24 protein-coding genes are annotated in these 25,803 nt (G+C 70.1%); 6 read left to right on the top strand and 18 right to left on the bottom strand.

Annotation, left to right across the window (positions count from 1 at the left end):
• The first annotated feature begins 39 nt into the window (after positions 1–39).
• Positions 40–1,230: an NAD(P)/FAD-dependent oxidoreductase gene (locus tag GA707_RS12030; RefSeq protein WP_152178660.1), complete on the top strand. Its 1,191-nt coding sequence runs from the start codon at positions 40–42 to the stop codon at positions 1,228–1,230.
• A 123-nt stretch (positions 1,231–1,353) separates the two neighbouring features.
• Here GA707_RS12030 and GA707_RS12035 read toward each other — a convergent pair whose 3' ends face one another.
• Entirely contained in the window at positions 1,354–2,814 is a 1,461-nt protein-coding gene (locus tag GA707_RS12035) for a WD40 repeat domain-containing protein (protein WP_152178661.1), read from the bottom strand.
• Positions 2,815–3,118: 304 nt separating this feature from the next.
• Complete coding sequence (locus tag GA707_RS12040; protein WP_152178789.1) at positions 3,119–4,006, bottom strand: LysR family transcriptional regulator ArgP; 888 nt, start codon at positions 4,004–4,006, stop codon at positions 3,119–3,121.
• Between the two features lie 68 nt (positions 4,007–4,074).
• Between GA707_RS12040 and GA707_RS12045 the strand changes: the two genes are divergently transcribed.
• Positions 4,075–4,842, top strand: coding sequence for a LysE/ArgO family amino acid transporter (locus GA707_RS12045; RefSeq protein WP_152178662.1), 768 nt, complete (start codon positions 4,075–4,077; stop codon positions 4,840–4,842).
• A 142-nt stretch (positions 4,843–4,984) separates the two neighbouring features.
• On the opposite strand, the gene GA707_RS21640 is transcribed toward GA707_RS12045, so the two are convergent.
• The 16 genes from GA707_RS21640 to GA707_RS12125 form a co-directional block, all read right to left on the bottom strand.
• Entirely contained in the window at positions 4,985–5,338 is a 354-nt protein-coding gene (locus GA707_RS21640; protein WP_152178663.1) for a hypothetical protein, read from the bottom strand.
• Positions 5,325–5,948 (bottom strand): hypothetical protein, encoded by a 624-nt coding sequence (locus GA707_RS12055; protein WP_152178664.1) that lies wholly within the window; start codon positions 5,946–5,948, stop codon positions 5,325–5,327. Before GA707_RS12055 ends, GA707_RS21640 begins: the two co-directional genes overlap by 14 nt.
• A 60-nt stretch (positions 5,949–6,008) precedes the next feature.
• Positions 6,009–6,860, bottom strand: a complete 852-nt coding sequence (gene eutJ / locus GA707_RS12060; protein WP_152178665.1) for an ethanolamine utilization protein EutJ — start codon at positions 6,858–6,860, stop codon at positions 6,009–6,011.
• Entirely contained in the window at positions 6,860–7,402 is a 543-nt protein-coding gene (locus GA707_RS12065; protein WP_152178666.1) for a cupin domain-containing protein, read from the bottom strand. The genes eutJ and GA707_RS12065 overlap by 1 nt, the downstream gene beginning before the upstream one ends.
• 35 nt (positions 7,403–7,437) lie before the next feature.
• Positions 7,438–7,737 (bottom strand): ethanolamine utilization microcompartment protein EutM, encoded by a 300-nt coding sequence (eutM, locus tag GA707_RS12070; RefSeq protein ID WP_152178790.1) that lies wholly within the window; start codon positions 7,735–7,737, stop codon positions 7,438–7,440.
• Between the two features lie 142 nt (positions 7,738–7,879).
• On the bottom strand, positions 7,880–9,421 hold the full coding sequence (locus GA707_RS12075) for an aldehyde dehydrogenase family protein (RefSeq protein WP_152178667.1): 1,542 nt from the start codon (positions 9,419–9,421) through the stop codon (positions 7,880–7,882).
• Positions 9,421–10,077 (bottom strand): ethanolamine utilization microcompartment protein EutL, encoded by a 657-nt coding sequence (eutL, locus tag GA707_RS12080; RefSeq protein ID WP_152178668.1) that lies wholly within the window; start codon positions 10,075–10,077, stop codon positions 9,421–9,423. Before eutL ends, GA707_RS12075 begins: the two co-directional genes overlap by 1 nt.
• On the bottom strand, positions 10,077–11,048 hold the full coding sequence (gene eutC, locus GA707_RS12085) for an ethanolamine ammonia-lyase subunit EutC (RefSeq protein WP_152178669.1): 972 nt from the start codon (positions 11,046–11,048) through the stop codon (positions 10,077–10,079). Before eutC ends, eutL begins: the two co-directional genes overlap by 1 nt.
• Positions 11,049–11,057: 9 nt before the next feature.
• Positions 11,058–12,425, bottom strand: a complete 1,368-nt coding sequence (locus tag GA707_RS12090) for an ethanolamine ammonia-lyase subunit EutB (protein ID WP_152178670.1) — start codon at positions 12,423–12,425, stop codon at positions 11,058–11,060.
• A 30-nt stretch (positions 12,426–12,455) separates the two neighbouring features.
• Entirely contained in the window at positions 12,456–13,892 is a 1,437-nt protein-coding gene (locus GA707_RS12095) for an ethanolamine ammonia-lyase reactivating factor EutA (protein ID WP_152178671.1), read from the bottom strand.
• A 7-nt stretch (positions 13,893–13,899) separates the two neighbouring features.
• Positions 13,900–14,190: a EutN/CcmL family microcompartment protein gene (locus GA707_RS12100; RefSeq protein ID WP_152178672.1), complete on the bottom strand. Its 291-nt coding sequence runs from the start codon at positions 14,188–14,190 to the stop codon at positions 13,900–13,902.
• Position 14,191: 1 nt separating this feature from the next.
• A complete protein-coding gene (gene eat, locus GA707_RS12105; protein WP_152178673.1) occupies positions 14,192–15,649 on the bottom strand; it encodes an ethanolamine permease in 1,458 nt (485 codons plus the stop codon).
• 68 nt (positions 15,650–15,717) lie between these two features.
• Positions 15,718–16,959, bottom strand: a complete 1,242-nt coding sequence (locus GA707_RS12110) for an IS256 family transposase (protein ID WP_152178674.1) — start codon at positions 16,957–16,959, stop codon at positions 15,718–15,720.
• Positions 16,960–17,733: 774 nt separating this feature from the next.
• Entirely contained in the window at positions 17,734–18,465 is a 732-nt protein-coding gene (locus GA707_RS12115; protein ID WP_152178675.1) for a hypothetical protein, read from the bottom strand.
• Positions 18,466–18,593: 128 nt separating this feature from the next.
• On the bottom strand, positions 18,594–19,256 hold the full coding sequence (locus tag GA707_RS12120) for a response regulator transcription factor (protein ID WP_152178676.1): 663 nt from the start codon (positions 19,254–19,256) through the stop codon (positions 18,594–18,596).
• Entirely contained in the window at positions 19,253–20,464 is a 1,212-nt protein-coding gene (locus tag GA707_RS12125; protein WP_193315309.1) for a sensor histidine kinase, read from the bottom strand. The genes GA707_RS12120 and GA707_RS12125 overlap by 4 nt, the downstream gene beginning before the upstream one ends.
• A 186-nt stretch (positions 20,465–20,650) precedes the next feature.
• Between GA707_RS12125 and GA707_RS12130 the strand changes: the two genes are divergently transcribed.
• From GA707_RS12130 to GA707_RS12145, 4 genes are all read left to right on the top strand, one after another.
• Positions 20,651–21,631: an ABC transporter ATP-binding protein gene (locus GA707_RS12130; RefSeq protein ID WP_152178678.1), complete on the top strand. Its 981-nt coding sequence runs from the start codon at positions 20,651–20,653 to the stop codon at positions 21,629–21,631.
• Entirely contained in the window at positions 21,628–22,476 is an 849-nt protein-coding gene (locus GA707_RS12135; protein ID WP_152178679.1) for an ABC transporter permease, read from the top strand. The genes GA707_RS12130 and GA707_RS12135 overlap by 4 nt, the downstream gene beginning before the upstream one ends.
• Before the next feature lie 141 nt (positions 22,477–22,617).
• The gene (locus tag GA707_RS12140) at positions 22,618–22,974 is read left to right on the top strand and encodes a hypothetical protein (protein ID WP_152178680.1); all 357 of its coding nucleotides are present in this window, start codon (positions 22,618–22,620) and stop codon (positions 22,972–22,974) included.
• 119 nt (positions 22,975–23,093) lie between these two features.
• Positions 23,094–25,715, top strand: coding sequence for a hypothetical protein (locus tag GA707_RS12145; protein WP_193315310.1), 2,622 nt, complete (start codon positions 23,094–23,096; stop codon positions 25,713–25,715).
• Positions 25,716–25,803: the final 88 nt, after the last annotated feature.

Consider the following 25,803-nt stretch of genomic DNA (forward strand, 5'->3'; position numbering starts at 1 on the left):
AGTCAGCCACTGAGGCGACACGACCGAAGCGAGGCACACATGATCACAGTCCAGAGCCTCACGGCCGACGTCCTCGTCGTCGGGGCCGGCCTCGCCGGGCTGCACACCGCCACCCGCCTCGCCGAGCTCGGCCACGACGTCCTCCTCGCCGAGCGCCGCGCCGACCTCACCGCCGGCATCCGCACGACCGGCATCTTCGTGCGCAAGACCCTCGACGACTTCACGCTCCCGGAGGAGCACCTCGGCCCGCCCATCCGCCGGGCCGTGCTCTACCCGCCGTCGCTGCGTCGCCCGGTCGAGCTGGGCAGCGACCGGGACGAGTTCCGCGTCGCAGACATGCCCGGCCTGTATGCGTCGGTCGCCTCCTCCGCCCTCGCCGCCGGAGTGCGGATGCGGCTGCGCACCCGCTTCGTGCACCACGAGGACGGCGTCGCAGGGTTGGACGGACCCGACGCGCCGCTGTCCGTGCGGGCGCGGTTCGTCGTCGGCGCCGATGGCGCCCGCTCGCAGGTCGCGCGCCGGCTCGGGCTCGACGTCAACCGCCGGATGCTCGTCGGTGCCGAGGAGGTCTATGCGAGCACCGGGTTGGCGGGCGGGCCGCCGACGTTCCACTGCGTCCTCGACCCCACGCAGGCGCCGGGCTATCTCGCGTGGGTCGTCGACGACGGCGAGCACGTCCATGTCGGAGTCGCCGGATATCCCGACCGGTTCCCGCGCGGTCTCACCGAGGCACTCGCCCGGTTCCGGCGCAGCGCCCCCGGTCTGCCGCCTGACCTGCCTCCCGAGCCGCTGGAGCGACGCGGCGGGCCCATCCCCGTCGGCGGCGTGCTGCGCCGGATCGGCTGCAGTGCCGGGCTCCTCGTCGGCGACGCGGCGGGCGCGGTCTCACCCCTCACTGCAGGCGGACTCGACCCCTGCCTGCGCCTGTCCGACCACGCGGTCGCGGTCCTCGACGAGGCGCGGCGCACCGGCAGCGCCGAGCCGCTGCGGCACTACGACGGAGCCGTCATGCGCAGCAACTTCCGCGGGCGCATCGCCCTGCGCTCGTGCCTCTCCAGCGTCCGCACCCCGGCGCTCACCGAGACGGGCTTCAGCCTGCTGCGCACACCACCGGGCCGCGCCATCGCCCGGCGCATCCTCTTCGGCGACCGCTCGTTCCCCGACGTCGATGCCCCAGCCACCTCCGCTCCCGCCGATCCGAGCGGTTGTGTCATGGAGACACGCCGGTGACGGTGGGGAGGATTCAGCGTGTCTCCATGACACAACGGCCTGGGGTGGGGGTGGCAACCAGCGACGCAGGTGCACCGAGAACGTGAGGCGAGCGCCGCATATCGAATGTGTCCTTCGGCATGGTCAGTCGACTCGCTGCAGCGGCTTGCTCGTCCACACGAACTGCTCGCCGACCCATCCGCGGAAACCGTCCGCGGTGAAGCGCAGCTCGCCGTCGTCGAGCGAGAAGCCGGCCTCGAAGTAGCGGTACGGCTCCGGCTCGCACCAGTACCCGCGCTCGACGGTGAAGGACGCGCGTCCCTCGTCGACGGTGAAGGACCCGACGCACACCGGGTCCTCCCGATCGGGGCGGCTCACCACGTATCGTCCGGTGTCCGTCAGTTCCAGGGTCAGGTTGGCGGCGAGGTCGGAAGCCCAGATCTCCAGCTCCTCGACCGAGCGGTCATCCAGCGAGCCGCCGGCGGCCGCTTCGAATTCGGCGACCATCGCCTCATGCAGCTCCTCGGTCTCCCAGGTCAAGTGGTAGGTGCCCGCCAGCGCCGCCTGGCCCTCGGTCGAGTCGTTCCTGAGCTCCGCGAGAACCGGGCAGTGCTCGAAGCCGAACCGCTCGCACTCGGCCGCGGTGAAGCCACGGGTCAAAGCCGACCGGCCGATTCGCAGCAGCTCCGCGGAGTCCGTCGTGACGACGATCAGGTTGCCGTCGCGCGGCGTGACGGCGAGGTGATGCTCGCCGACCCAGGCCACCCCCTGCAACGGACCGTGGTCGAGGGGCACTTCATGGCGCATCTCGCCGCTCTCGGTGTCCCAGACCCGCACCAGCCCGTCGTCGCCGCCAGTGGCCAGGCGAGACCCGGTCGGGTGCATCGCCGCCGCGCTGACCCGGCTGTCGTGGATGGTGAGCTTGGTGCGCAGGGGCTCGAGCGTGTCGGGGTCCAGCCAGTGCAGGGACCCGCCCGTGCCCTGCACCGCGAAGGTCCCGCCGGCGAGAAGCGCGCGGCCGTCGTCGACGTAGCCGAACAGACCCAGCGCCCAGGCTCCATCAAGGCCCTCCACATCGACCGTCTCGATCTCCCAGGTCTCCGTGGAGATGCGGAGGACCGTGTTGTCCCCGCTCGACACCAGCAGCTCGGCGGAGTCCGGGGTGAAGAGCAGGTCCCGACCCAGACCGGGAGCCGCATCCGCGAACAGCAGCGCGCCCGTCTCCGCGTCCCACACGACCACCGGTCCCTCACTGCTCACGGCGGCGATCATCGACCCGTCGGGTGACCATCGAAGCGCCCTGTGGAAGAGGAAGAACGGCGGTTCGGGGAACTCGGAACACGCGGACATGTCCGGTCCTTCAGCTCGGGCGTGAACGGTGCACACCCCCGACAGTGCGACCACCTCAGCACCGGAGCCGACATCGCGCACCGACAGCCCTCCGAGCGTGAAGGGCACCTCGCGTGGGTTGCCGATCCCGGTCTGCATGACGAACCTCGTCCCGTCGGGAGACAGCTCGACATCCTGGCCCACGAACCCCTCGACGATGCGTGCGGTCGCCCCGGACCCGACGTCCCATACATAGCCGGCGGAGACGGAGACCACCGTCCCGCCTCGGTCGAGGCGGGCGTCGGACGATGGACGCGTCCTCTTTGACTGCACCGGGGTGACCGAACCTCGCAGCAACTACGTCCGGTGCTGGTAGACGACTCGCGCCGAGAACGTGTGACCACGAAGCCGGCCACCGCTCGTCTCCCGACGTCGACCAGCCCGACGAGGGATGGTGTCGGGCACGCTTCGGGCTCGAAAGCGTCACCGAAACCATCTCTCGTCGCGTCGAGGGTGAGGCGAGCACCGCATACAGCTGAAGTGCCGGGTGCACTCCCTCGCGAGATCGACGCCAAGGCGCTCAGATCAGGACGCGACGGGCCTCGGCGCGTACCTCCTCGGCGACGGCGTCGATGAGGCTCGAGCGCAGGTTCCACTGCTGCCAGTGCAGCGGCACGTCGAGGTGCCGGGCGGGTGCGAGGTCGACGAGCTCGCCCGACTCGAGCGCCGCGGCGGCGTGCGCGTCCGGGAGCATCGCCCAGCCGAGGCTGAGCCGGACGGCCACGGCGAAGTCCGCGGAGGCGGGGACGAAGTGTCGGGGCGGGTTCGCCGCTCGTCGGGAGATCCTGCGGTGGAATCGCGCCTGCACCGTGTCCTTGCGGTCGAGGTCGATCCGCGGCGCCCGGGCCAGCGCGTCCGCGGTGAGACCGTCGGGGAACCAGTGCGACGCATACCCCGGGGTCGCGCAGGCGCGATAGCGCATCCGGCCGAGCGGAGTCGAGACGCACCCGGCAACGGGGCTGGCGTTGCTCGTGAGGGCCGCCATGACGGACCCGGAGGCGAGCAGCTCCGCCGTGTGGTCCTGGTCGTCGCGGATCAGGTCGACGACGATGGACTCACGCGCGGCGACCCGCGCCAGCGGCGGCAGGATCCACGTCGCGAGCGAGTCCGCGTTGACCGCGATGGGGATGGGCGTCGGCCTGTCGTCGGCGCGCTCGGCGCCGAGCTCGCGCAGGGTCTCCCGCTCCAGGAGCGCGAGCTGCTGCCCGAGGCGAAGCAGCGCCTCGCCGGCCTCGGTCGGACGCACCGGTTTGGAGCGCACGACGAGGACGCGGCCCACGCGCTGTTCGAGCGCCTTGATGCGCTGGCTGACCGCACTCGGTGTCACGTGCAGACTGCGCGCCGCGGCGTCGAAGGTGCCGTCTGAGACGACTGCGGACAGGGTCTGGATGAGCTCGGACGGAATCATCAATCTCACTAATGATGGCTAAGAAACCTGAACTGGATTAAGTACGGATGTGATCGTAGCGTCGCAGCATGACCTCCGCACAGCTCCTCACCTCCGCCCTCGCCGGTCTCGGCCTCGGGCTCGGCCTCATCGTCGCCATCGGCGCCCAGAACGCGTTCGTCCTTCGGCAGGGCATCCGCGGTGAGCATGTGCTGCCCGTCGTTCTCATCTGCATCATCTCCGACGCCGTGCTCATCGTCGCGGGGGTCGCCGGCGCGGGCGCGCTCTTCACGGCAATGCCGTGGCTGGCCACCGCGGCCACGTGGGGCGGAGCAGCGTTCCTCATCTCGTATGCGGTGCTCGCCGCCCGCAGGGCCGTGCGCCGGCCCGAGGGGGCCGGGGCGGGGGCGAGCCTGGACCTCGACAGCTGCCCCGAGCCGGCGATGGGTGGCTACTCGGCCCCGGCGGCCGATGACCTGCCCGGATCGACGGCAACTCGAGTGGACGGCACGGGTTCGACCCTCGTGCGGGAGCGACCCGCTGCCACGGCCGGCGCAGGGAGCGCCGGTCGTCGGGCCGCCGTGCTGGGCACGGTGCTGGCACTGACCTGGCTCAACCCGCACGTCTACCTCGACGCGGTCGTTCTCCTCGGCTCCGTCGCCGCCACTCACGGCGAGGGGCGCTGGGCCTTCGCGGCCGGAGCGGTCCTCGGGAGCACGGTGTGGTTCTCCGCTCTCGGGGTCGCGTCGCGGGCCCTCGCGCCGGTGTTCGCCCGACCCGCGGCCTGGCGAGTCCTCGACGGAGTCATCGCCGTTGTCATGACGGCGATCGCCGTCGCGCTCGTCCTCACGCACTGAGTACGCCCTCAGCACTGAGCACGCCCTCCCCGACGAGGGATGGTGTCAGGCACGATCCAGCCAAGGAAACGTGCGTGACACCATCCCTCGTCGAGTCACGGTGCACCGGCGAGCAGCATCGACACCGCGGCGGGGACGTCGGTCAGTGCCCGCGGCGTCTCATCGCCTTGTCGATGGCGGCCGTCAAGCCCTCCGGTTCCCGTCCGAGCTCGGCCACGACAGCCCGGCGAACCGCGGCCCTCAGCTCGTCCGGCGCCGGTGCCGGCGCGGCGCCGCCCGGCATGGGTGCGTCGGCCGCCCTGGAGGGAGCGGCCTGCTCCCGGACGATCCGCACCCCGAGGTCCTCCGCGCGCTGGGCGGCCTCGTCGGTGACGACGTCACGCCCGCCGACGTGGACCGCGGAACCGGAGCGCGCGGCATCCTCGACGTGGGTGCGGGTGATGAAGCGGCGTCGCCCTGCCCGGTCGGGCCGAGGCTGTGGGTCATTCGCGGCCATCGATGGCCTCCAGTGCCGAGACGGCCGCGTTGCGCGCCGCGAGGATGTCCGCCTCGGTGCCGGCCATCCAGAGCCGGCCATAGACGCCGACCGAGGTGACATGCATGAGGTTGACCGCCGCCGCCTTCTCGGCCTCGTTGGCCGCGAGGTTGATGTAGGCCGCCGGAGTGCACTCCAGCACGAGCATGGTCTGCCCGGCGACGAGCATCATGCCCCGGGTGAAGCGGTTGAGCAGCTGGGACTGGTACGGGCTGACGTTGGTGATGACCTGCATCGAGGCGATCTGCGGCTTCTTGCGGGCGGCGACGTCGAGGTCGAGCTCGCGCAGCACGGCCTCGCCGGCCTGCAGCACCTCGGCCTGGGACTCCGAGTGCAGCTCGAACATGCCGAACTGGCGCTCGACGATCTGCGCACCCGGGCGGGACATCGTCGCCTTGACGGCGACGTCGACCACCCGGAAGACATGGTTGCCGGGCGCCATCTCGACATAGAGCGCGGCCATCCCCTCGATTGGGAGGTCACCCTGCGTCACGGTCCCGACGAAGGAGGCGTACTGCGGCTGCATCCTGTCGAGATAGCAGTAGGCCCGCAGCTCGAACTCATCGGCCATGGGAACTCTTCTCCTTGTCGGGGTCTGTCGGGCCGGGCACGTCAGGTGCCCGCCGGGGTTTCATCGGGAGACCGATCGGTAGCCCACCTCGAGGGCGGGGGCGGTGCGCGCGATGCCGAGCGGAGTGACGAACAGCGGCGCCACCGGGACCACCGCGTCGAGGCCGGACGCCTGTGACACCACCTCGGCGAAGCCGGGGAAGGCCGCGCTTCCGCCGACGAGGTACACGCGCGGCGTGGGCCAGCCGCGGGTGTTGCTCGAGACGATGGAGGCGACCTTCTCCATCACGGGGCGGATGAGCGGGAAGAGCCGTGGCTGCTCGGCAGGGTCCTTCTTGATCCGCTCGGCCTCGTCGATGGGGATGCCGAGCGCGCCGGCGATGACCAGGGTGAGGTGCGTGCCGCCGGTGGGCTCGTCGGCCGTGTGGACCACCGTCCCGTCCTGCACGACCGCGATGCCGGTCGTGCCTCCGCCGATGTCGACGACGACTCCGTCGCGCAACCGGAGCACGGCGTTGGCTGCGCTCGGCTCGTCGACCAGTCCGGTGCACTCCATCCCCACCGACTCGATCACGTGGCGCACCGCCCGCACCGAGCCCGCCTCCACCCCCGGCGGGAACGCTCCGTGTGAGCCCGGCAGCGCCACTCCGAGGCGCTCCTCCACCTGGTGTTTGAGCCGCTGCACGACATCGACCGCACCCACGAAGTCGGTGACGACGCCGTCGCGCACCACGTCCGCAGCCTCGTATGCGGCGGCCAACGGCCGGTCGTCGGCGTCCAGCGCCACGAGCGCGACATACGCCGTCCCGAGATCCACGCCGCCCTTGACCAGCACGGGAGGGGTGTCGAGCGGGGTCGGCACCATCGACGCGTCGAGAGCGGCCATGGCGTCGCGCAGCCTCGGAGCATCCATCACGAGCTCCAGTCGGCCGGGTAGGTCACGTAGAGGAACTTGGCCCATGACGGTGTGCCGAAGGTGATCGACGATCCCTTCGGCACCGCGATGACGTCGCCGGGACGCCCGATGGCCTGCTGGGTCGCGGTGGTGATGTGCAGCTCGCCCTCGATGACGTACTCGACCTCGTCGTAGTCCAGGGTCCACGGGAACGAGCCCGCCCGCAGGCTCATCACGCCCGCCGCCATCGGCATCCCGTGCTCCGAGGTCACCACGTCGAGCAGTCGCACGTCCATGTCCGGCCGGTGCAGGTCCACCGGGAATGGGTTCAGCGCCACCAGGTTCACCCCGGACACGTGCCGGAGTGGTGCGGGGCCGCCGCCCACCGACCCGTCGACGTCGCCCCGCTCGGCCGCCCGTTCGGTGATCCGGATCCCTCTGTCACTGGCCACATCCCGGGCCAGCGGTGTGACCAGATCTCCAGGCATGACGACGAGCTCGGTGTCGCCCCGGTGGGCGACGGCGAGCACATCGTCGGCGGTGTGGACCCGGCGACTCACCGCTGCGTCCTATTCCTCCTCGCGGACCAGCGGGTTCACTTCGACGCGGCTGAGGAGACGTCCGTGTTCTGCGCGGGAAGGATGAACTCCACGTCGCTGTGCGGGCGCGGGATCACGTGAACGCTGACTAGGTCACCGACGCGCTGCGCGGCGGCGGCGCCGGCGTCGGTGGCGGCCTTGACCGCCCCGACATCACCGCGGACCATCACGGTCACGTAGCCGCCGCCGATCTGCTCCTTGCCGATCAGGGTCACGTTCGCCGCCTTCACCATCGCGTCGGCGGCCTCGATCGAGCCGACGAGTCCGCGGGTCTCGATCATGCCGAGGGCGATCATCTGGGGGTTTGTCACTGGAGTGTCCTCTCACTGTGGTGCTGCCGGGGTTGTGGGGTATGCGTCTGCTGGGTGGGCCGTCTCGTCACCGGTGGCCATCGCTCGCCGACCGGCGGCGCGGGCCCGCGAATGCCCTGACGTCCGGTCATGGGCCACCTCCCAGCTCGCCGAGCACGCGGCGGACGATGCGATCCACCTGGTCCTCGCTCGCCGGGGGCGCGGTCTGCCGCCGGCCCCTGTCGGGCGACGCGGTGCCGCCCGTTCCGGACGTGGTGTGCCGTGGGGCACCGCGGACGTCGGGGGCATGGTGGTATGCGCCGGGCGGCGGCTCCTGCCGGGCGAAGGCGAGGCGTTTGACGTTCAAGAGGTGGGTCACCGTGATGTTGTCACTGACGACGGCTCCACCGATGCCTCCGGGTGCCAAGGTCATCGCGGGCATGACACCGGTCGTCGCCCCGATCGCCCCGAGCGTGCCCCAGGTGTTGACGAGGATCCGGAAGGCCGGCTTCTCCAACCCGAACGCCATGATGACGGCGTCATCGGTCGCATGGATCACCAGGGAGTGCCCGTCCCCGCCGAAGCGCAGCAGCTCGATCGAGCGCTCGCAGCCGGCGCGCCACCCGTCCTCGACATACCAGCCGAGCACGGTGGTGAGCTTCTCGGCACTGAGCGGCTCCTCACGCCCGACACCCGCGAGCTCCGCCACGAGGATCCGGGCGCTCGGCGGGACCTCGATCCCGGCCAGGGCGGCCAGCGCCTGGGGCGTCTTGCCCACCGCCGCCGGGTTCATGCCCCCACCGGGGTTGAAGACGGTCCGCTCGAGCGCGGCCTTCTCGCTCGCGGTGACGAAGTGCGCCCCCAGGCGCTCCATCTCGGCGCGCAGCTGGTCGGCCACCGGGGCGTCGACGACGACGGACTGCTCGGTCGCGCAGATGGTCGACGAGTCGAAGGCCTTGCTATTGACGATCGCGGTGGCCGCCGCCAGGACGTCGGCCGAGCGGTCGACGTAGACCGGCACGTTGCCGGGTCCCACGCCGAGTGCGGGCTTGCCCATGCTGTGCGCCGCTCGCACCATCGGGGTGCCGCCGGTGGCCAGGATCATCGAGGTGGCGTAGTGCCGCATCAGCTCCTGGGAGCCGGGGAGGCTGACCTCCTGCATGCAGCCGACCAGCCCACGCGGCATCCCGGCCCGCTCTCCCGCCTCGATCATCAGGCGCACGGCCTCGTACGTGCAGGCCTTGGCCGAGGGGTGCGGCGCGATGATGCAGGCGTTGCGGGCCTTGACCGAGATGAGCACCTTGTAGACGGCGGTCGAGTTCGGGTTCGTCGACGGGCACAGCCCGACGACCACCCCGACCGGCCATCCGATCTCGACGATCCCTTTGTCGTCGTCGCGACGGAGCACGCCGACCGTGGGGATGTCGCGGATGGACTCCCACACCGTGCGGGAGGCGAACTCCACCTTGATCCGCTTGTGCTCCGGGACGCCGTAGCCGGTCTCGTCGGTGGCCAGCTGCCCCAGGCGTGCCGCGTCCCGGTACACCGCGTCGGCCATCGCCGCGCAGATCCGGTCCACCTCGTCCTGGGACGCGTGGGCGAACTCCCGCTGGGCCGCGCGCGCAGCGAGGGCGAGCCGCCGGGCCTCCTGGATCGACCTCAGGTCGCTGTCGAGCTCTACGTGCGACATCACACCTCCCGCGGACGGGCCGCGACCTCGAGGACGGCGTCGCGGAACGCGGCGCACGCTGCCACGACGGCGCTCTGGGTGCCGACGAGGAAGCCACCGGAGAAGTTGGTCTCGGACGGCGGCGGGAACCACACCTGCAACTCGACCTCGGCAGCCTTCAGGGCTGCGTCCAGCGCATACGTCGCCTCGAGTGGCGGGGCGATCAGGTAGGCCATCGGGGTTCCCTCGGGGATGCCGGCCTCCTTGCTCAGGTAGCGGCCGGTCCGCGAGATCGGGTGGGCGAAGAAGCCGAGCTCACCGGCGTCGTCGGCGGCGTGGAACCACGCTTCCTGCTCGGCGTAGTCGACGCAGGCCGTCAGCCCGGCCCGCGCCTCGGCCGGCGAGGGAGCGGCGAGGATGCCGATGATCTCCCCCGAGAGCGGACCCGATGCGTGCGCCGAACCGGCGTAGAAGCTGTGCGCGTACACGACCTCGACGTCAGCCATCTTCGTGGCCTCATCGAGCGAGACGTACAGGCTGTCGTCGATGTCGCAGGTGACGATCGCCAGGCTGCGCTGGGCTGGGGTCAGCTCGAGCTTGGCGGCGAGCGCGCGGTCCACGTTGGGGATGATCCTCGTGGCGAGGATCGTGGGCTTGATCGGGTCCAGGACGGCCATCACCGACTCCCGCTCTCTTCGAGACGCAACTCGACCCCACTGGCCTGGTGTTTCATGACCTTCTTGACGTGCTCGACCACGAAGGCACCCGCCTCCAGCGGGTTGGTGCCACCGTTCTCGGTGATCATGCAGATCACGTCACGGTGCGCGTCGGTCTTGCCGGCGGTCGGCCGCCACCCGGAGTAGACGCTCATCGCATCCGCCACGCCGAGGCCGGGCCGCTCCCCGATGAGCAGCATGACGACATCGGCCCCGACGATGTCGTTGATGTCGTTGATCACGCCCACCCGGCAGAACCGCACGAAGAACGGTGTCCCGAGGGTGAGGCCGGCATCGCGCAGACCCTGCTCGAGCACGGGGTAGATCTGCGGCAGGTTGTTGGTGACCGCGGCGGCTGACAGGCCGTCGCCGACGACGATCTGGACCTGCGGCTTCTTGGTGCACTTCTCCTGGACCATTCGCCGCGCGTCGTCGTCCAGCTCTCGGCCGAGGTCCGGACGCAGCAGGAACTCGTCCTGGCTGGTGACCCGCGTCTGCACGGTGAACAGCCCGAACCGCTCGAGCAGCTCGGTGGGCACGTCCCCGAAGATGGCGTCCTGGGTCACCGCGTGGTCGGCGCCGAAGAGCAGCACGCTGCGGGTGGGGGGCCGGGGTCCGGCGCGGCCGACGGCGAGACGCGCCGACGTCGACGCCGCGAGGTTGACCAGGCCGCTGGGGTTGGCGGGGTCCTTGACGCCGATGCGGTGCCGCTCCTCCGGGACCGTGGGATCGGAGACCTCGATGTTGACGTTGGTCCCGCCCCCGCCCGTGCCCGTGGCCGTCCTCTCCGACGAAGACTCAGCCCGGGCCGCTGGACGGGAGGAGGGCGCCGCCGAAGCGGGTTTCGTCGCGTCGCCGGCACCGGCGAGCTCGGCGAGAACCTCCGCGACGATGCTGCGGAGCTCGTCGGTGGAGAATGCGCCCGTGCTCATGCTGCGCTCCTACCTGCCCAGGAAGAAGGACGCGTCGCCGGCCTTCTCCGTCAGTCGGCCGTCCCGCATCAGCCCGAGGTCCTCCATCCATGCCTCGAACTCCGGCAGGGGTCGGAGCCCGAGCAGCTGCCGGAGGCTGGGGGCGTCGTGGTAGCTCGAGCTCTGGTAGCTCAGCATGGAGTCGTCACCCATCGGTATCCCCATGATGTAGTTGACCCCGGCGGCTCCGAGGAGGACGGCGAGGTTCTCCAGCTCGTTCTGGGTGGACCGGGCGTGGTTGGTGTAGCAGACGTCGGCGCCCATCGAGATCCCGGTCAACTTGCCCATGAAGTGGTCCTCGAGCCCGGCCCGCGTGATCTGGGTGGAGTCGTAGAGGTACTCCGGGCCGATGAACCCGACGACGGTGTTGAGCTGGAAGGGGTCGTATCGCTTGGCCAGGCCGTAGCACCGGGCCTCCATGACGACCTGGTCGGCTCCGTGGTGGGCATCGGCGGAGAGCTCGGCTCCCTGACCGGTCTCGAAGTACATGTGGTTGGGACCGGTGACCACCGAGTACCGCTTCGCGAGAGCGTTCGCCTCGTCGAGCATGGCGACATCGATGCCGAAGGACTCGTTGCCCTTCTGGGAGCCGGCCAGGCTCTGGAAGACCAGGCCCACGGGCGCACCCTTGCGCATGGCCTCCATTTGGGTGGAGACGTGGGCCAGCAGGCAGTTCTGGGTGGGGATCTCCCAGCGGGTGATGATCTCGTGGGTCATCTCGAGGAGACGAGAGACGCTGCCCAACGAGTCGTCGGACGGGTTGATGCCGATGACGCTGTCGCCGGATCCGAAGCTCAGTCCCTCATAGACCGCGGCCCTGATCCCCTCGACCGAGTCCGTCTGGTTGTTGGGCTGGCACCGTGACCCCAGTGTGCCGCGCAGTCCGATCGTGTTGTTGGCATGCTTGACGACCTTGATCTTGCTGGCCGCGAGCATGAGGTCCATGTTGGACATCAGCTTGGTCACGGCGGCGACCATCTCCGCGGTCAGGCCGTTGCTGAGGCGCTTGATCATCGCCTCGGTCGTCGTGTCGGCCAGCAGCCACTCACGCAGCTCACCGACCTGCATACCCTTGATCTCCGCGAAGACGGCCTCGTTGACCGCGTCGTCGATGACCCTGGTGACCTCGTCCTCCTCGTAGGGGACTGCCGGGTTGGCGCGCAGGGTCTCCAGCGTGACCTCGGCGAGGACGAACCGGGCGGCCATCCGCTCCGCCGCGCTCTCGGCCGCGACACCGGCGAGCTGGTCCCCGGACTTCTCCTCGTTGGCCTTGGCGAGGAGGTCCTTGATGTCGCGGAACTGGTAGCGGGTGCCGAAGAGCGTCGCGGCTAGCTGCATGGGGACACGCTCCTTCCCGAGACGGCCGACTCAGTCATAGAACACCAGCGTCTTGATGGACAGCGGGACTGCGCGACCGTCCAGGACGGGCAGGCCGATGTCGATGAAGTCGCCCTCGCCGAGACCGACCTGGTCGACCACCAGGAGGGGGATCCCTGGGCGGATGCCCTGGATCGTCTGGCCCAGCACCTGCGCATAGTCCTGCTGCAGGACCAGGACGAGGGGACGCTCGCCGTGGCCGGCATCGTGGAATGCCACGATCTCGGCGGCGACGGCTTGGAGCGCCGGGTAGCCGAGCTCGGTGGGAAGGTCCACGACGATGGCCGCATCGGCGTCCTGGTCGAGGTCCCACCGCGCCATCGCCTCCCGCACCGAGGCGGCGAACGGCGGGCCGCCACCGCGTCCCGGCAACGCCGGACGCAGGACGGGCAGGTTGCGCAGGGGCAGGATGTCGCGGTTCGCCCAGATCGTGGAGCCGCTCAGGGTGACCGTCTGCGCGGCCGCTCCGAGCACCGTGGCGCGCAGCGTCTCGGGTGGCTCTCGGACGTTCAGCTGACGGAGACGCTCGTTGCGGTGCAGGGAGTCTGCAAGCAGCGGCCCCACGTCGCCGTAGCGGGCCACCTCGCCCAACGTCGTCACGGGCAGCCGCTCGTAGTAGCAGGAGCCGATCCCGCCGGTGAGGAATATCGAGGAGGAGGCATCCGCACCCGTCAGGGGCGGGGTGAGCTGCACCCCGTGCCCGACCCGCACCTCCTGACCCGTGGCGAGGTCGACGACGAGATCGGCCATGACGTCGCAGAACGCCCGCAGCTCCTCGAGGGTCGCGGCCCGTCCCTCCTTCAGACCCAGTCCGAACTCGTCGACGATCGTCTGCCCCGGAGGCGCGATCCGGAGCACCGTGCCGCGATCGTCGATCTCCATCTGGCGCCCGCCTACGGCGAGGGCGGAGGAGCACAGGTGACGACCGACCTTGAACACCGCGGCGTTCGACGTCCCGCCACCGATGTCGATGCTCGTGACCTGTTCGTAGTGATCCGCGGACCAGCGGGCGGCTCCCGAACCGCGCCCGGCGATCTGGGCCTCGGCGTTGGGACCGGCGATGGTGACCACGAAGTCCCCGGCGTTCGCGGAGAGCGCGCGCAGGATCGCGTCGGCGTTCCTCGTGCGCGCCGTTTCGCCGGTGATGATCACCGCCCCCGTCTCGATGCTGGCGGGAGAGACCCCAGCCGCGTCGTACTCGTCCCGGACCAGGGCCGCCAAGGCTTCGGCGTCGACGACGTCGGGCGCGGTCAGGGGGGTGGGATGCGCCTCGCCCCGATAGACCACCGACTTCTCGTCCACCTGGATCCGCGGCACCTGGCCGGGTCGGGCGACGTCGTGCAGGATCAGGCGCGAGAAGACCACCTGGGTGGTGGTGGTCCCCACGTCGATCCCCACACTGAGGACCTCCCGTTGGACGCCGGCCATCGAGGCCTCAGCTCTTCCTGAAGGTGACGCGTCCATCCACCTCGAGTGAGTCGAGGATCCCCATGATCACGGCGTCCACGGGTTGCCCGTTCGTTGTCGCGCTGTGGCGTGCGGCGCTGCCCTCGGCGACGAGCACGAGCTCGCCCGACCCGGCGCCCACGACGTCGACGGCGACGAACACCGGTCCCGTGACGGTGTTCTCGGGGTCCGTCTCCTGGACCAGGAGCAGCTTGTGCCCCGTCAGGCTCACGTCCTTCACGGTCGAGACCGCTGACCCGACGACTCGCGCGATACGCATGTCAGTGCAGCTCGGACTCGGAGGACTCGATCAGCGCGAACTCCTCCTCCGGGGCCGAGGCCACGATGTGGTGCCGGCTGTAGAGGCCGAAGTAGGCGATGGCGACCAGGTAGACCGCCGCGGTGATCGCGACCACCCGCGTGTCGACCAGGAACCCGGCGATCAGCGCCACAACGGCCAGGGCGCACGCGATGCCGGTGGTGATCATGCCTCCGGGAGTGCGGTACGGCCGGGCCAGCTCGGGCTCCTTGATCCGCAGGATGATGTGCGACAGGGTCATCAGGATGTAGGAGATCGTGGCGCCGAAGACCGCGACGAGGATGAGCAGGTCACCCTGGTTCAGCACTGCCATGACGAACCCGATGATCCCGGGGACGATGAGCGCGACGTAGGGCGTCTTCCTCCGCCCGGTCAGGGACAGGAACCGGGGAAGGTAGCCGGCCCGCGACAGCGCGAACGTCTGGCGCGAGTAGGCGTAGATGATCGAGAAGAAGCTCGCGATCAGACCGAGGAGCCCGACCACGTTGATGAACTGGCTCGCCAGGTTCTGACCACCCCAGGCGGCCGGCGCCTCGAGCGCTTCGACAAGGGGGTTGCCCGACTCCATCAGGTAGTTGGCCCCGGAGGCGCCGGGCGCGACGATGAGGATCGAGAACGCGAAGAGGATCAGGGCCAGCATCGCGCCGATGATGCCCTTGGGCATGTCCTTGGCGGGGTTCTTGGACTCTTCGGCCGCCAGCGGCACGCCTTCGACGGCGAGGAAGAACCAGATGGCATAGGGCAGTGCAGCCCAGATCCCGATCAGACCGAACGGCAGGAAGGCGCTGGCACCGAAGGCGTCCGTCACGGGGATGTCGGTCAGGTTGGCGGCGTCGAACTTCGGGATGGCCGATGCGACGAACACCACGAGGGCGACCACAGCGATCGCGGTGATGCCGAACATGAGCTTGAGGGCCTCGCCGACTCCCCACAGATGCAGCCCCACGAAGATCGCGTAGAAGACGGCGAAGACGACCCACCCGACGTCGAAGCCCGTCAGCGACTCGACATACGCGCCGATGAAGTTCGCGATCGCGGCGGGTGCAATCGCGTACTCGATGAGAATCGCTGTGCCGGTGAGGAATCCACCCCAGGGTCCCATGGCCCGGCGAGCGAACGCGTAGCCGCCGCCCGTGGTCGAGATCGTCGAGGACAGCTCGGCGAGCCCCAGCACCATGAACAGGTACATGATGGCCATGATGACGGTGGCGATGAGGAGACCGCCCCAACCTCCCTCGCCGAGGCCGAAGTTCCAGCCGGCGAAGTCACCCGAGATGACGTAGGCGACGCCCAGGCCGGCGAGGAGCAGCCATCCGGCCACGCCTCCCTCCAGCTGGCGCTTCTCGAAGTACTCGGCCCCCTCGATGTCCGCGTCGATTCCTCCGCGCTCATGGATTCGCTTGGGGGCCTTGTCGCTCATGGCGGCACTCCTTGCTCGGGTCAAGTCCGGGGGCGTGGTGTACGAGGGTGATCCTTCAAGGTGGGGAGTTAGGCGCTGATGGCGCCGATGATGGTGGGCTCCTCCTCGCTGGCGGTGGCGTGCAGGACGGCTTGGCAGCGAGCGAGGACTTCAAGGCCGAGGTAGCGGCGTTGTTCGGCCCACTCGTCGTGCTGCTCGGCCAGGACGGCGCCGATGAGGCGGATGACGGCCTCACGGTTGGGGAAGATCCCGACGACGTCGGTGCGGCGGCGGATCTCTCGGTTGAGGCGCTCGTTGGGGTTGTTTGACCAGATCTGTCGCCACACCTCTTTGGGGAAGGCGGTAAACGCCAGGATGTCGGCGCGGGCGTTCTCGAGGTGGTCGGCGACCTGGGGGAGCTTGTCGGTGAGGGCGTCGAGGACGCGGTCGAACTGGGCGTGGACGGCCTCGGCGTCGGGTTGGTCGTACACGCTGTGCAGCAGCGCCTTGACCCAGCCCCACGCGGACTTCGGCGTGACCGACATCAGGTTGGCGGCGTAGTGGGTGCGGCACCGCTGCCAGGACGCGTTCGGTAGCGTCGCCCCGATCGCCTCGATCAGTCCGGCGTGGGCGTCGGAGGTGACCAGGGCGACCCCGGACAGGCCACGAGCCACCAGATCGCGGAAGAAGCCCAGCCAGCCGGCACCGGACTCGCTCGACGATGCCTGCACGCCAAGGATTTCGCGGTAGCCGTCGGCGTTGACGCCGGTGGCGATCATGACCGCGACCTTGACCACCCGACCGCCCTCACGCACCTTGATCGTCAAGGCGTCGGCGGCCACGAACGTGTACGGACCGGCATCCAGCGGCCGGGTCCGAAACGCGGCGACCTCCTCATCGAGGGAGGCAGCCATCTCCGAGACCTGCGACTTGGACAGGCCGGTGATCCCCAACGACTGAACCAGCTTGTCCATCCGGCGGGTCGAGACCCCCAACAGGTAGCAGGTCGCCACCACCGAGATCAGCGCCGACTCCGCCCGGCGGCGCCGTTCCAGCAGCCACTCCGGGAAGTAGGAGCCACTGCGCAGCTTGGGGATGGCGACCTCCACGGTGCCGGCACGGGTGTCCCACTCCCGGCGCCGGTAGCCGTTGCGCTGGTTCGTGCGCTGATCGCTGCGTTGCCCATAGGCCGCGCCGCACACTGCGTCCGCGTCCGCGGACAGCAGCGCGTTCACGAACGTCGTCAACAACTCGCGCAGCAAGTCGGGACTGGCCTGAGCCAGCTGCTCCTGCAGGAACGCGGCAGGGTCAATACTGGGAGATGCGGTCATCGTGGTGCCCTTCTTCGAGTCGGTTGTGAGAGATCACTCGAAGGATCACGCGGTGACCGCACCTACGTCAGCAGGACACGCTCACCGGGATCGTCGTACACCACTCTGTCGGACTCCACTCTTGCTCGCACCAATGGACGTCATCGTCCGAGGCACACGCTAGACCTGCCGACTCTCGACAGCAAAGGGTTCTTCGTCACAACCTCATGGACGGCACGTGGGCTGGCCCGCGGCGGGAGTCGCGCGGCACGGCTTCCCGCAGGCCTCGCCATCGCCCGGCGCATCCTCTTCGGCGACCGCTCGTTCCCCGACGTCGATGCCCCGGTCACCTCCGCTCCCGCCCACCCGAGCGGTTGTGTCATGGAGACACGCCGGGTGACAGACCCAAGCATCAGCGTGTCTCCATGACACAACGAGCCCGGGGTGACGACTCGCGACGCGGGCTGGGGATTTGCGCATGACCCGACCGGCGCATACCTGCCGGAGACTCTCGCCCCCGGTCCTGGAGACTCTCGCCCCGGGTCCGACTCACGACCGTGGCAGGTCGTCCACCGCTGTGCGGATCGTCGCGATCTGGTCCGCGGTGAGATCCGCGCCGACGATGTAGGACCACGCCGAGACATCCTCGTTCTCCCACCCTCGCACGAGCCGTCAGGAGCCTGATCGGGCCGGGCTCGCGGTGGCCCACCGAAGCTCCCGTCCGACCTCCGTGACGGCCCGGTGCAGGTCGGCGCAGGTCGGCGCAGGTCGGTGCAGACCTACACAGAAGAGGCCTCAGGCCCCGAAGAGGCGGTCCCGCAGTGCGAGTCGGCGGGTCTCGTAGCGGCTGTGCCGCCGAGCCGCCCGCGCCATCTTCCTCTCCCCGTAGAAGCGTCGCGCCCAGAACGACTCCGGCTTGGCCAGCCTGACCGCACCGAACAAGGAGACGGAGGGCAGTGGCAGCCCGGCGATACCGATCACCAGCTTGCCCTTGAGCATGCAGATGACGCAGATCCCGACATGGAGCAGCACCACCATCGCTGTCACCCAGACGCCCGCCGAGGACACCTCCTGCTCGTCGACCCCGATCGGAGAGGTGCCGATCAGGAGAACCAGCCCGAACACCGCAGCGATCATGACCGCGTCGATGGACTTCTTGCCCTCCTGGGACCAGTAGACGTCCTCGAGATGCAGCCACAGGGCGAACTCGTCGAGCGCCAGGGCCGCACCAACGCCGAATAGGGCAGCGAGCACCTCGATCCACGGGGAGTCCGGGCTGAACCGGAAGGTCAGCAGCCCCACGACGAGGACCAGAAGAATCCCCCAGACCTGGTGGTGCACGTGAACCCCACCGATGTGGACATCCTTGATCGGGCCGGTCTCCTCGTCGGTGCCGGACTCCTTGCGCTTCCGGATCCGGACCGTGATCGTGCGGGTGACGGCATACGTCACGAGGAACCCGAGCAGCATCCACAGGGCGGCGGACCGTCCCGTGCCGACGACGTTCTCGCCGTACCACTCCCACATGAGCAATGTCTCCGGAGGTCGTGCCGTGGTCCGGGGATTCCCGGCGACTCAACGCTACTGCGCTATCGAAGGCTTCTCGGCGTTCCTCCGATCCGCCCTCTCCGCCGCCGTCGTCCGGCGCGCCCGCCTCAGCCGGCCCGATCGACCAGCCCCGTCTCGAGGGCCCGGAGCACGGCGCGGGTGCGGTCGCGGACGCCGAGCTTGAGCAGGATCGAGGACACGTGGTTCTTCACGGTGCCCTCGGCCAGGTGCAGTCCTGCGGCGATCTCGCGGTTCGACCATCCGGCCGCCATCAGGCGCAGGACGTCGACCTCACGCTCGGTGAGTTCCTCCTGCCGAGGCGTATCGTCGGGACCGTGACCGGTCGTCCCGCCCGCGGCCAACCGGTGCAGCAGGCGCGAGCTGACCGCCGGCTGGATGTGCTGACCTCCGTCGGCGAGAGTGCGGATCGCCTCCAGGAGTGCCTCGAGCGTGACGTCCTTGAGGAGATAGCCCTGCGCGCCCTCGCGTAGCGCGGCGAGGACCTCGTCGTCGTCATCGAACGTCGTCAGCACGAGAACCGCCGGCCGATGCCGCGCAGCGCGCAGACCCCGCAGCGTCCCGATCCCGTCCAGGACGGGCATGCGCAGGTCGAGCAGCACGACGTCCGGCTGGGTGTCCGCGATGAGGTCGAGCGCAGCCTGCCCGTCACCCGCCTCGCCCACGACATCGACGTCCTCGGCGAGCGAGAGCAGGCTGCGGATGCCGGCCCGCACGAGGGTCTGGTCGTCGACGAGGAGAACGCGGATCACCGCAGCACCTCCGAGGTGGCGTCTGGCGCCATGTCGGCGGCGGTGATGTCCGGCACCTCGATGGTGACCCGGAAGCCCCCGGTGCCGTCGACGGCGACCAGCCCGCCGAGGGCCTCGACCCGTTCGCGCATCCCGGTGAGCCCGTTGCCCGGGGTCAGGCGGGCCGCGCCCACCCCGTCGTCGACGATCTCTGCCACGAGCCCGGGGCCGCTGCCGCCACCACTCCTGCGCACGGTGACGCGGACGTTGTCGGCGCGGGAGTGCCGCACGCTGTTGATCAGCGCCTCCTGGACGCTGCGAACGACGGCGTCCCGGACCGCAGGCGACGGGATCTCGAACTCGTCGGGGATGTCGACATGGACGGTCGGCCGAGGCAGCTGCGCCGCCACCGCGTCGACGGCCGAGCGCAGGTCCGGCGGCTCCTCGCGCAACCGGCTGACGACATGGCGCACGTCGGCCAGCAGGTCCTTGGCGATGACCCGCGAGCGCTGCACCGGTTCGACCGCGGCGCCGTCGGCGACGTGCGAGGCGACCTCGAGGTTGAGGGCGAGCGCGCTCAGCTGGTGGCCGACGAGATCGTGCAGGTCGCGTGAGATCCGCAGCCGCTCCTCGGTGCGGGAGTTCTCGGCGAGGAGGATCTGCGCGGCCTCCAGCTCGGCGTGCGCCCTGGCGAGCTCGGTGTGCGCCGTGCGCAGGCTCTCGTGCACCTCGGCGATCCGCTGTCGTGCCGCACTCTCCCGCCTCGCGATCTGCCCGGTCATGACTGCGAAGACCTGCAGGCCGAGATAGAACACCGCGGCGATGAGACCGCCCTCCTGCTCGACGCGCCAGCCGATCCCGAACATGACCGCGCTCTGGAGGCCGACGACCGCGAGCCCACCGGACAGCGGCAGGACCAGCCCCGCGCTCGCCGCAGTGATGACGAGCGGCACCCCGCCGAACCCGTAGAGCGGCTCCACCGCATACATGGCACTGCCGATGGCGACCATCGGGACCAGGAGCAGGCGGGCCCACCGCTGGGTCAGGTCGAGGAGCACGTCGACGAGGAACACCGGGATCCCAACGGCCCACAGCGCCCACCACTGCCACGCCATCGACAGGTCGATGAGGACCGGCAGGAGGCCGACCATCGCATAGGTGAGCCCGCCCGCCACACCGGCCGTGCGCTCGAGCCCGACGTGCTCGCCGCCCTGGGCCTGCTCGCTCATGCCGTCCAGGGTAGGTCGAACGCCCCGACCGCCGCCCGTGCCGGAAGTCATGGGGCCACCCCTGCCCGAGGTCACGACCGCCCTCACCGAGGTCGTGACGAGCGGCACTGACGCCGGGCGCCGGCCGCTCCGTAGCGTCGATCTCATCACCGAAACCACGCCGCACACGCACATCGGAAGGCAGCCATGAACGCCATCGAAGCCCGCTCACTGGGCAAGGACTACGCCGCGGTACGGGCCGTCGACGCGATCGACCTCGACGTCCCGCGCGGGCAGGTCACCGCCGTCCTCGGCCCGAACGGCGCCGGCAAGACGACGACCATCGAGATGCTCCTCGGCCTGCGCCGCCCGACCCGCGGCAGCGTCCGGGTCCTCGGCGGCGACCCGCAGAGCCGGGCCGTGCGCTCGCGCGTCGGCGCGATGCTCCAGGACACCGACGCCCCCGAGAGCCTCACCGTGCGTGAGATCATCGACCTCGTCGCCGCCTACTACCCCGCGCGGCTGCGCACCGAGGACGTCCTCGCGCGAGCCGACCTCGGGCCGTCCGCCGACCGACGGGTCACCCAGCTGAGCGGCGGCCAGCGGCAGCGCCTGTCGTTCGCGCTCGCCATCGCCGGCGACCCCGACCTGTTGTTCCTCGACGAGCCGACCGCCGCGCTCGACGTCACCGCGCGGCGCGAGTTCTGGCACCAGGTCTCGGGATTCGCCTCACTCGGCAAGACCATCTTGTTCTCCACCCACAACCTCGCCGAGGCCGACGAGTTCGCCGAGCGGGTCGTCGTCATCGCCTCCGGCGCCATCGTCGCCGACGGCCCGCCCGCGCGGATCAAGCAGCTCGTACCGGGGCGCACCCTCACCCTGCGCACCGACGCTCCGGAGCCCTGGCTGCGCTCGCTGCCCGACGTCCGCGACGTCGCAGCCCTCGACCAACCCCCTAGCGACCGGAGCCCGGGCGGCATCAACGTCGTCGCCGGGACCCGTGCCCTGCGCCTCCAGGTCGTCTCCGCCGAGACCGTGCTGCGTGAGCTCTTCGCCGCCGGCCACGAGGTCGCCGACCTGACCGTCGCCGAAGGCTCCCTCGAGGACGCCTTCGTCCACCTCACCGGCCGCGACGCGGCACCCGCCGAAGAACCCCTGACCACCGACCGACTGGAGGCCCGGCTGTGAGCGCCACCACCGCATACCCCCGCACCACCTCACCCGATGCGATCCCCGGCAGCGGCACGCCGTATGCGCTGCTCGCCCAGGTGCGCTCCGAGGTCGTCCGCTACCGGCGGATGCCCGAGTACTTCATCGGCGTCGTCGTCCTGCCGATCATCCTCTACGCGATGTTCGGCCTGCCGAACGCCGGCTCCAGCCTGCCCGAGGGCACGACCGTGACGGCCATACTCTTCGTATCCTTCGCGTGCTACGGCGTCGTCTCACAGGCGCTGTTCTCCTTCGGCGCCGAGCTCGCGACCGAGCGTCAGAAGGGCTGGCTGCGCCGACTGCGGGCGACCCCGATGCCGATGTGGCTGTACTTCACCGGCAAGCTCGCCCTCAACGTCGTCTTCATCCTCGCCATCATCGGCGGCCTCATCGCTCTCGCGGCCACCGCCGGGCAGGCGAACTTCGAGGTCGACGCGCTGCTCCGGACCGTCGGGGTCCTCGTCCTCGGGACCGTCGCGTTCTCGCCGATGGGCGCCGCGATCGCGTACTGGGTCCGTCCCAAGGCTGCGACGACGATCGTCAACCTCGTCTTCCTGCCGTTGGCCTTCATGTCCGGCTTCTTCTTCTCGCTCTCGTCGCTGCCGCAGGTGCTGCAGGACATCGCCCCCTTCCTCCCGACGTACCACTTCGGCCAGCTCGCCTGGGGCGCGATGGCGCCGTCGGAGGCCGACCGTCTCGCCTTCGGCCTGCCGCAGGCGACCGACCCCGCGCTCAGCGCCGCTGTCGTCGCGGGCTGGTTCGTCCTCTGCTCCGTCATCGCCGCCGCCGGCTACCGCCGCGAGCTCGAGCGGGAGCGCGACTGAGGCCGACGGGTCCGCTCGAGCACCCTCCCAGCCGGCGGCGTCCTTCGGGCTCGGGTGACACCGCGAGCTCCGCCGAGATCCTCCCTCCGACGGCTGCACCATGCCATGCGCCGATCGCGCTGGGGGCCTACCCTGCAGTGCATGGGCACCACGTCGGGGATCGTTCTCAAGGCAGTGGGGTGGATCCTTGTCGGGCTCTTCGTCTGGGTCATCGGCGTCTTCGGGATCGCCCGCGGGCTCGAGGACCGGTGCCTCCTCGTCGCGGATGAGCAGGGCTATGGCGCGAGCACGCAGACGTCGTCGATCTGGCCTCCTCGGTTCACCTGCGAGCTGAGCGGGCCCGATGGCGCGTCCGAGACCAGCACCGTCGTGAGCCAGCCGGCGGTGGCACTCCTGCGTTCCGGGTGGACGCTCGGCTTCCCCGCCGTCTGGCTCGCTGTGGGGGTCCTGGTCCTCGTCCGACGGACCTCGCGGGACGAGGTCCTGCCGACCGGCTGACGCGGCGAAATCCCCGCCCACGTGCGCGTTCTCAGTTCGACGAGCGCTCGACGGGCCCCCGTGGTAGGAATGTCCCACTCATCAGGGGAGCGGGGAACATGATGTCTATCCGACGCAGCATGGCCGCGGCAGTCGCGACGACAGTGATGGTGCTCGCCTACGCACCCGCCCTGGCGAGAGCGGACATCGCCGAGGGCGCCGCAGACTGCGCAGCAGCAACGATCGTCGGAACCGACGGCGACGACGTGCTCGTCGGCACCGCGGGTTCCGATGTGATCCGCGCCGGCTCAGGCGATGACGTCGTCTACGGGCTCGGCGGCGACGACGTGCTCTGTGGCGGGAACGGTGTCGATCGACTGTTCGGCGGGCCGGGGGACGACACGATCGACGGCGGCAACGGAGACGACCTGGCGGTCGGCGAGGACGGTGCCGACCGGGTCGACGGCGCTCGGGGGAACGACACCGTCTTCGGCGGCGCGGGCTCGGACAGCCTCGAAGGCGCGGAGGGGAACGATGTGCTGGGGGGTGGCACCGCCTCCGACCGGCTCGGCGGCTCGCGCGGTGACGATGTGCTCGTCGGGGGCGGCGACTCGGACTCGGTCGCCGGTGGCGCGGGCTCCGACACCTGCACGGCCGAAGAGACGGACACGTGTGAGGTGCCCGGCCCCACAGGCGAAGACGTCGTCGTCGAACTCTCTGCTCCGCCCAGTGCGACGAACGACCCATTCGACGTCACGGTGGACGCCAGTGCGCCACGGGGCGTGGCCCTGGTGCTGCTCGAGGTCAACGGTGAACTGACGGCGGATCGCTCGATCGAGCCGCCGAGCCCGACGCTCGCCACAACGTTCACCCTCGACCCTGCCGATCTGCCCAACGGACTCGTGGGTCTCACAGTCGTCGTCTACGACCGCGATGGCAACGAGGTGCGCAGTGCCCCTGCGGTCGTCGACGTGCAGCGGCTGCTCGGCTACGAGGGTCCGTCCACGTCGGCTCGCCTGGCCTCACCCACGCCGCTGAGCGACCTTGCCCCCATTCTGCGGCTCGTGGACGCACCGATAGCCGAGTTCCGTCACACCCGGGAGGCGGCCGAGCCGCTCCCCGTGCCACGACAGATCTCCGAGAGGGCCAGCGCGCGCGGCGTCACGGTCGACCCCGGGGGCACCGACCTCGTCGGCGGTTTCTACGGTCGGGGCCTGGCTCTCGAGGATCAGTTCGCGCTCTATGCCGGCCTGTCGAAGGAGGCGGACGGCGACCCCCGCGTCACCGGGATCCGCTTCAGCGGCGCACTCGACGACCGCCAGCGCGCCCTGCTCGGATCGCTTGTCCAGTCGTATGCCGCGGTGCCCGGCCAGACAGTCGGCGAGCCCGAATCCGTGGAGCAGGAGGCGCCCGCCCCGGCGGCTCGCGCGGCCCTTGGCCCGACGACTCCGACTCCCAAGCCGAGCGACCTCGACGAGGCCTACGCCACCGACCCGGGACCGGCCCAGCGCAGCGCGGCTCTCGCGGCGGACGACGTGGTCTCGGACATCGATGAGCAGGTCTACTGGCCCACGTTCGGGCAGCTCGACACGACCGAGTACACCGAGCGGATCGTGCGCCCGTTCTGGTTCGACTCGGAGAACGACCGGGTCGCGTTCCAGCACGACATGGTCTGGGTCCCTGGCGTGTTGGACAACTTCGGGTCGCTGAACCGGGCCTACGAGCACGACCTCAAGACGAGCACCGACGCGCTGACCCTCGGCTCTCGTGGCTTCATCGGCTGCGTCTTCGTCAACCCCTTCACGTCATACGACGACGCGTTCTACGCCTACCGCGAGGGTGGGGTCTCCTGGGAGACCAACGTCCCGGACGACGCCGACCCGTACTTCGACACGGACCTGTCCGACGGGTGCGGGATCGAGGACCTCTCGGTCGGCATCCGCGCTCCGGAGATCCTCGACGACGGCCTCGCCGAGGGTCACTCGACCCACTACTGGTTCACCGTCGACAGCGCCCGCGGGAACCCCGAGACGGGCGACTTCACCTACTCGGCGCAACGCCTCACCCGCCTCGGCGACACGGCCTGCTGGTTCCTGGGCACGGCGAACTGCACCGGCCTCGATCCGGACGAGACCGTCAGCCGCTTCTTCGTGCGCACGGGCGGCGACCTCGTCCCGGGAATCACGCTCCCGGTGTGCTTCACGTGGCAGTGGGAGCCCGACCCGGACCTCACGAGCAACAACGTCGGCTCGCGGTGCAGCGGCGACTCCGACGGTGACGGGTGGGACGACACCGTGGACTGCGAACCGGACGACCCGGCCATCAATCCGGGAGCGATCGACATCCCGAACGACGGGATCGACCAGAACTGCGACGGCTCGGACCTCGTGGTCGGCGACGGCACCCTACGGTTCACCCTGATCTGGGACAACGACAACGACCAGGACCTCCACGTCATCGAACCGGACGGCACCCGGATCTGGTACGCCTCGCCCGGTCCGTCCCCCACGGGCGGCCGCCTCGACCGTGACGACAACGTCGGCGTGTGCGGAGTCGACCCCGAGCCCGGCGGGGTGGAGAACACCTTCTGGCCGGCCGATCGCGCGGCGCCCTTCGGGACCTACACCGTCGAGGTCCGGCAGTACAGCAGCTGCGGCACGCCCGCGGAGTGGACGCTGCTCATCTACGCCAACGACGAGCTGCAGGTCACCTCGAGCGGAACCGGCAGTGGGGTCGTGACCTTCGCCTGGGACGGTCAGTAGGCCCATATCGGCCAGCCTCACATCAGCCAGGTCAGCCTGACCACAGCCCGCGACGAGAATGGCCGCCGTCGCTATCGTGGGCAGGGTT

This window comes from Nostocoides sp. F2B08, from assembly GCF_009184895.1.
Lineage (GTDB): Bacteria > Actinomycetota > Actinomycetes > Actinomycetales > Dermatophilaceae > F2B08.

Excerpts from the sequence above, each read along its gene's own strand:
- GA707_RS12095 (WP_152178671.1), bottom strand. The coding sequence starts at position 13,892 with ATGGCCGGCGTCCAACGGGAGGTCCTCAGTGTGGGGATCGACGTGGGG.
- GA707_RS12040 (WP_152178789.1), bottom strand. The coding sequence starts at position 4,006 with ATGATTCCGTCCGAGCTCATCCAGACCCTGTCCGCAGTCGTCTCAGAC.
- GA707_RS12090 (WP_152178670.1), bottom strand. The coding sequence starts at position 12,425 with ATGCAGCTAGCCGCGACGCTCTTCGGCACCCGCTACCAGTTCCGCGAC.
- GA707_RS12145 (WP_193315310.1), top strand. The coding sequence starts at position 23,094 with ATGGCCGCGGCAGTCGCGACGACAGTGATGGTGCTCGCCTACGCACCC.
- eat (WP_152178673.1), bottom strand. The coding sequence starts at position 15,649 with ATGAGCGACAAGGCCCCCAAGCGAATCCATGAGCGCGGAGGAATCGAC.
- GA707_RS12100 (WP_152178672.1), bottom strand. The coding sequence starts at position 14,190 with ATGCGTATCGCGCGAGTCGTCGGGTCAGCGGTCTCGACCGTGAAGGAC.
- GA707_RS12030 (WP_152178660.1), top strand. The coding sequence starts at position 40 with ATGATCACAGTCCAGAGCCTCACGGCCGACGTCCTCGTCGTCGGGGCC.
- GA707_RS12055 (WP_152178664.1), bottom strand. The coding sequence starts at position 5,948 with ATGGCCGATGAGTTCGAGCTGCGGGCCTACTGCTATCTCGACAGGATG.
- GA707_RS12115 (WP_152178675.1), bottom strand. The coding sequence starts at position 18,465 with ATGTGGGAGTGGTACGGCGAGAACGTCGTCGGCACGGGACGGTCCGCC.
- GA707_RS12130 (WP_152178678.1), top strand. The coding sequence starts at position 20,651 with ATGAACGCCATCGAAGCCCGCTCACTGGGCAAGGACTACGCCGCGGTA.
- eutJ (WP_152178665.1), bottom strand. The coding sequence starts at position 6,860 with ATGGATGCTCCGAGGCTGCGCGACGCCATGGCCGCTCTCGACGCGTCG.
- GA707_RS21640 (WP_152178663.1), bottom strand. The coding sequence starts at position 5,338 with ATGGCCGCGAATGACCCACAGCCTCGGCCCGACCGGGCAGGGCGACGC.
- GA707_RS12045 (WP_152178662.1), top strand. The coding sequence starts at position 4,075 with ATGACCTCCGCACAGCTCCTCACCTCCGCCCTCGCCGGTCTCGGCCTC.
- eutL (WP_152178668.1), bottom strand. The coding sequence starts at position 10,077 with ATGGCCGTCCTGGACCCGATCAAGCCCACGATCCTCGCCACGAGGATC.
- GA707_RS12140 (WP_152178680.1), top strand. The coding sequence starts at position 22,618 with ATGGGCACCACGTCGGGGATCGTTCTCAAGGCAGTGGGGTGGATCCTT.
- eutC (WP_152178669.1), bottom strand. The coding sequence starts at position 11,048 with ATGAGCACGGGCGCATTCTCCACCGACGAGCTCCGCAGCATCGTCGCG.
- GA707_RS12075 (WP_152178667.1), bottom strand. The coding sequence starts at position 9,421 with ATGTCGCACGTAGAGCTCGACAGCGACCTGAGGTCGATCCAGGAGGCC.
- eutM (WP_152178790.1), bottom strand. The coding sequence starts at position 7,737 with ATGATCGCCCTCGGCATGATCGAGACCCGCGGACTCGTCGGCTCGATC.
- GA707_RS12125 (WP_193315309.1), bottom strand. The coding sequence starts at position 20,464 with ATGAGCGAGCAGGCCCAGGGCGGCGAGCACGTCGGGCTCGAGCGCACG.
- GA707_RS12110 (WP_152178674.1), bottom strand. The coding sequence starts at position 16,959 with ATGACCGCATCTCCCAGTATTGACCCTGCCGCGTTCCTGCAGGAGCAG.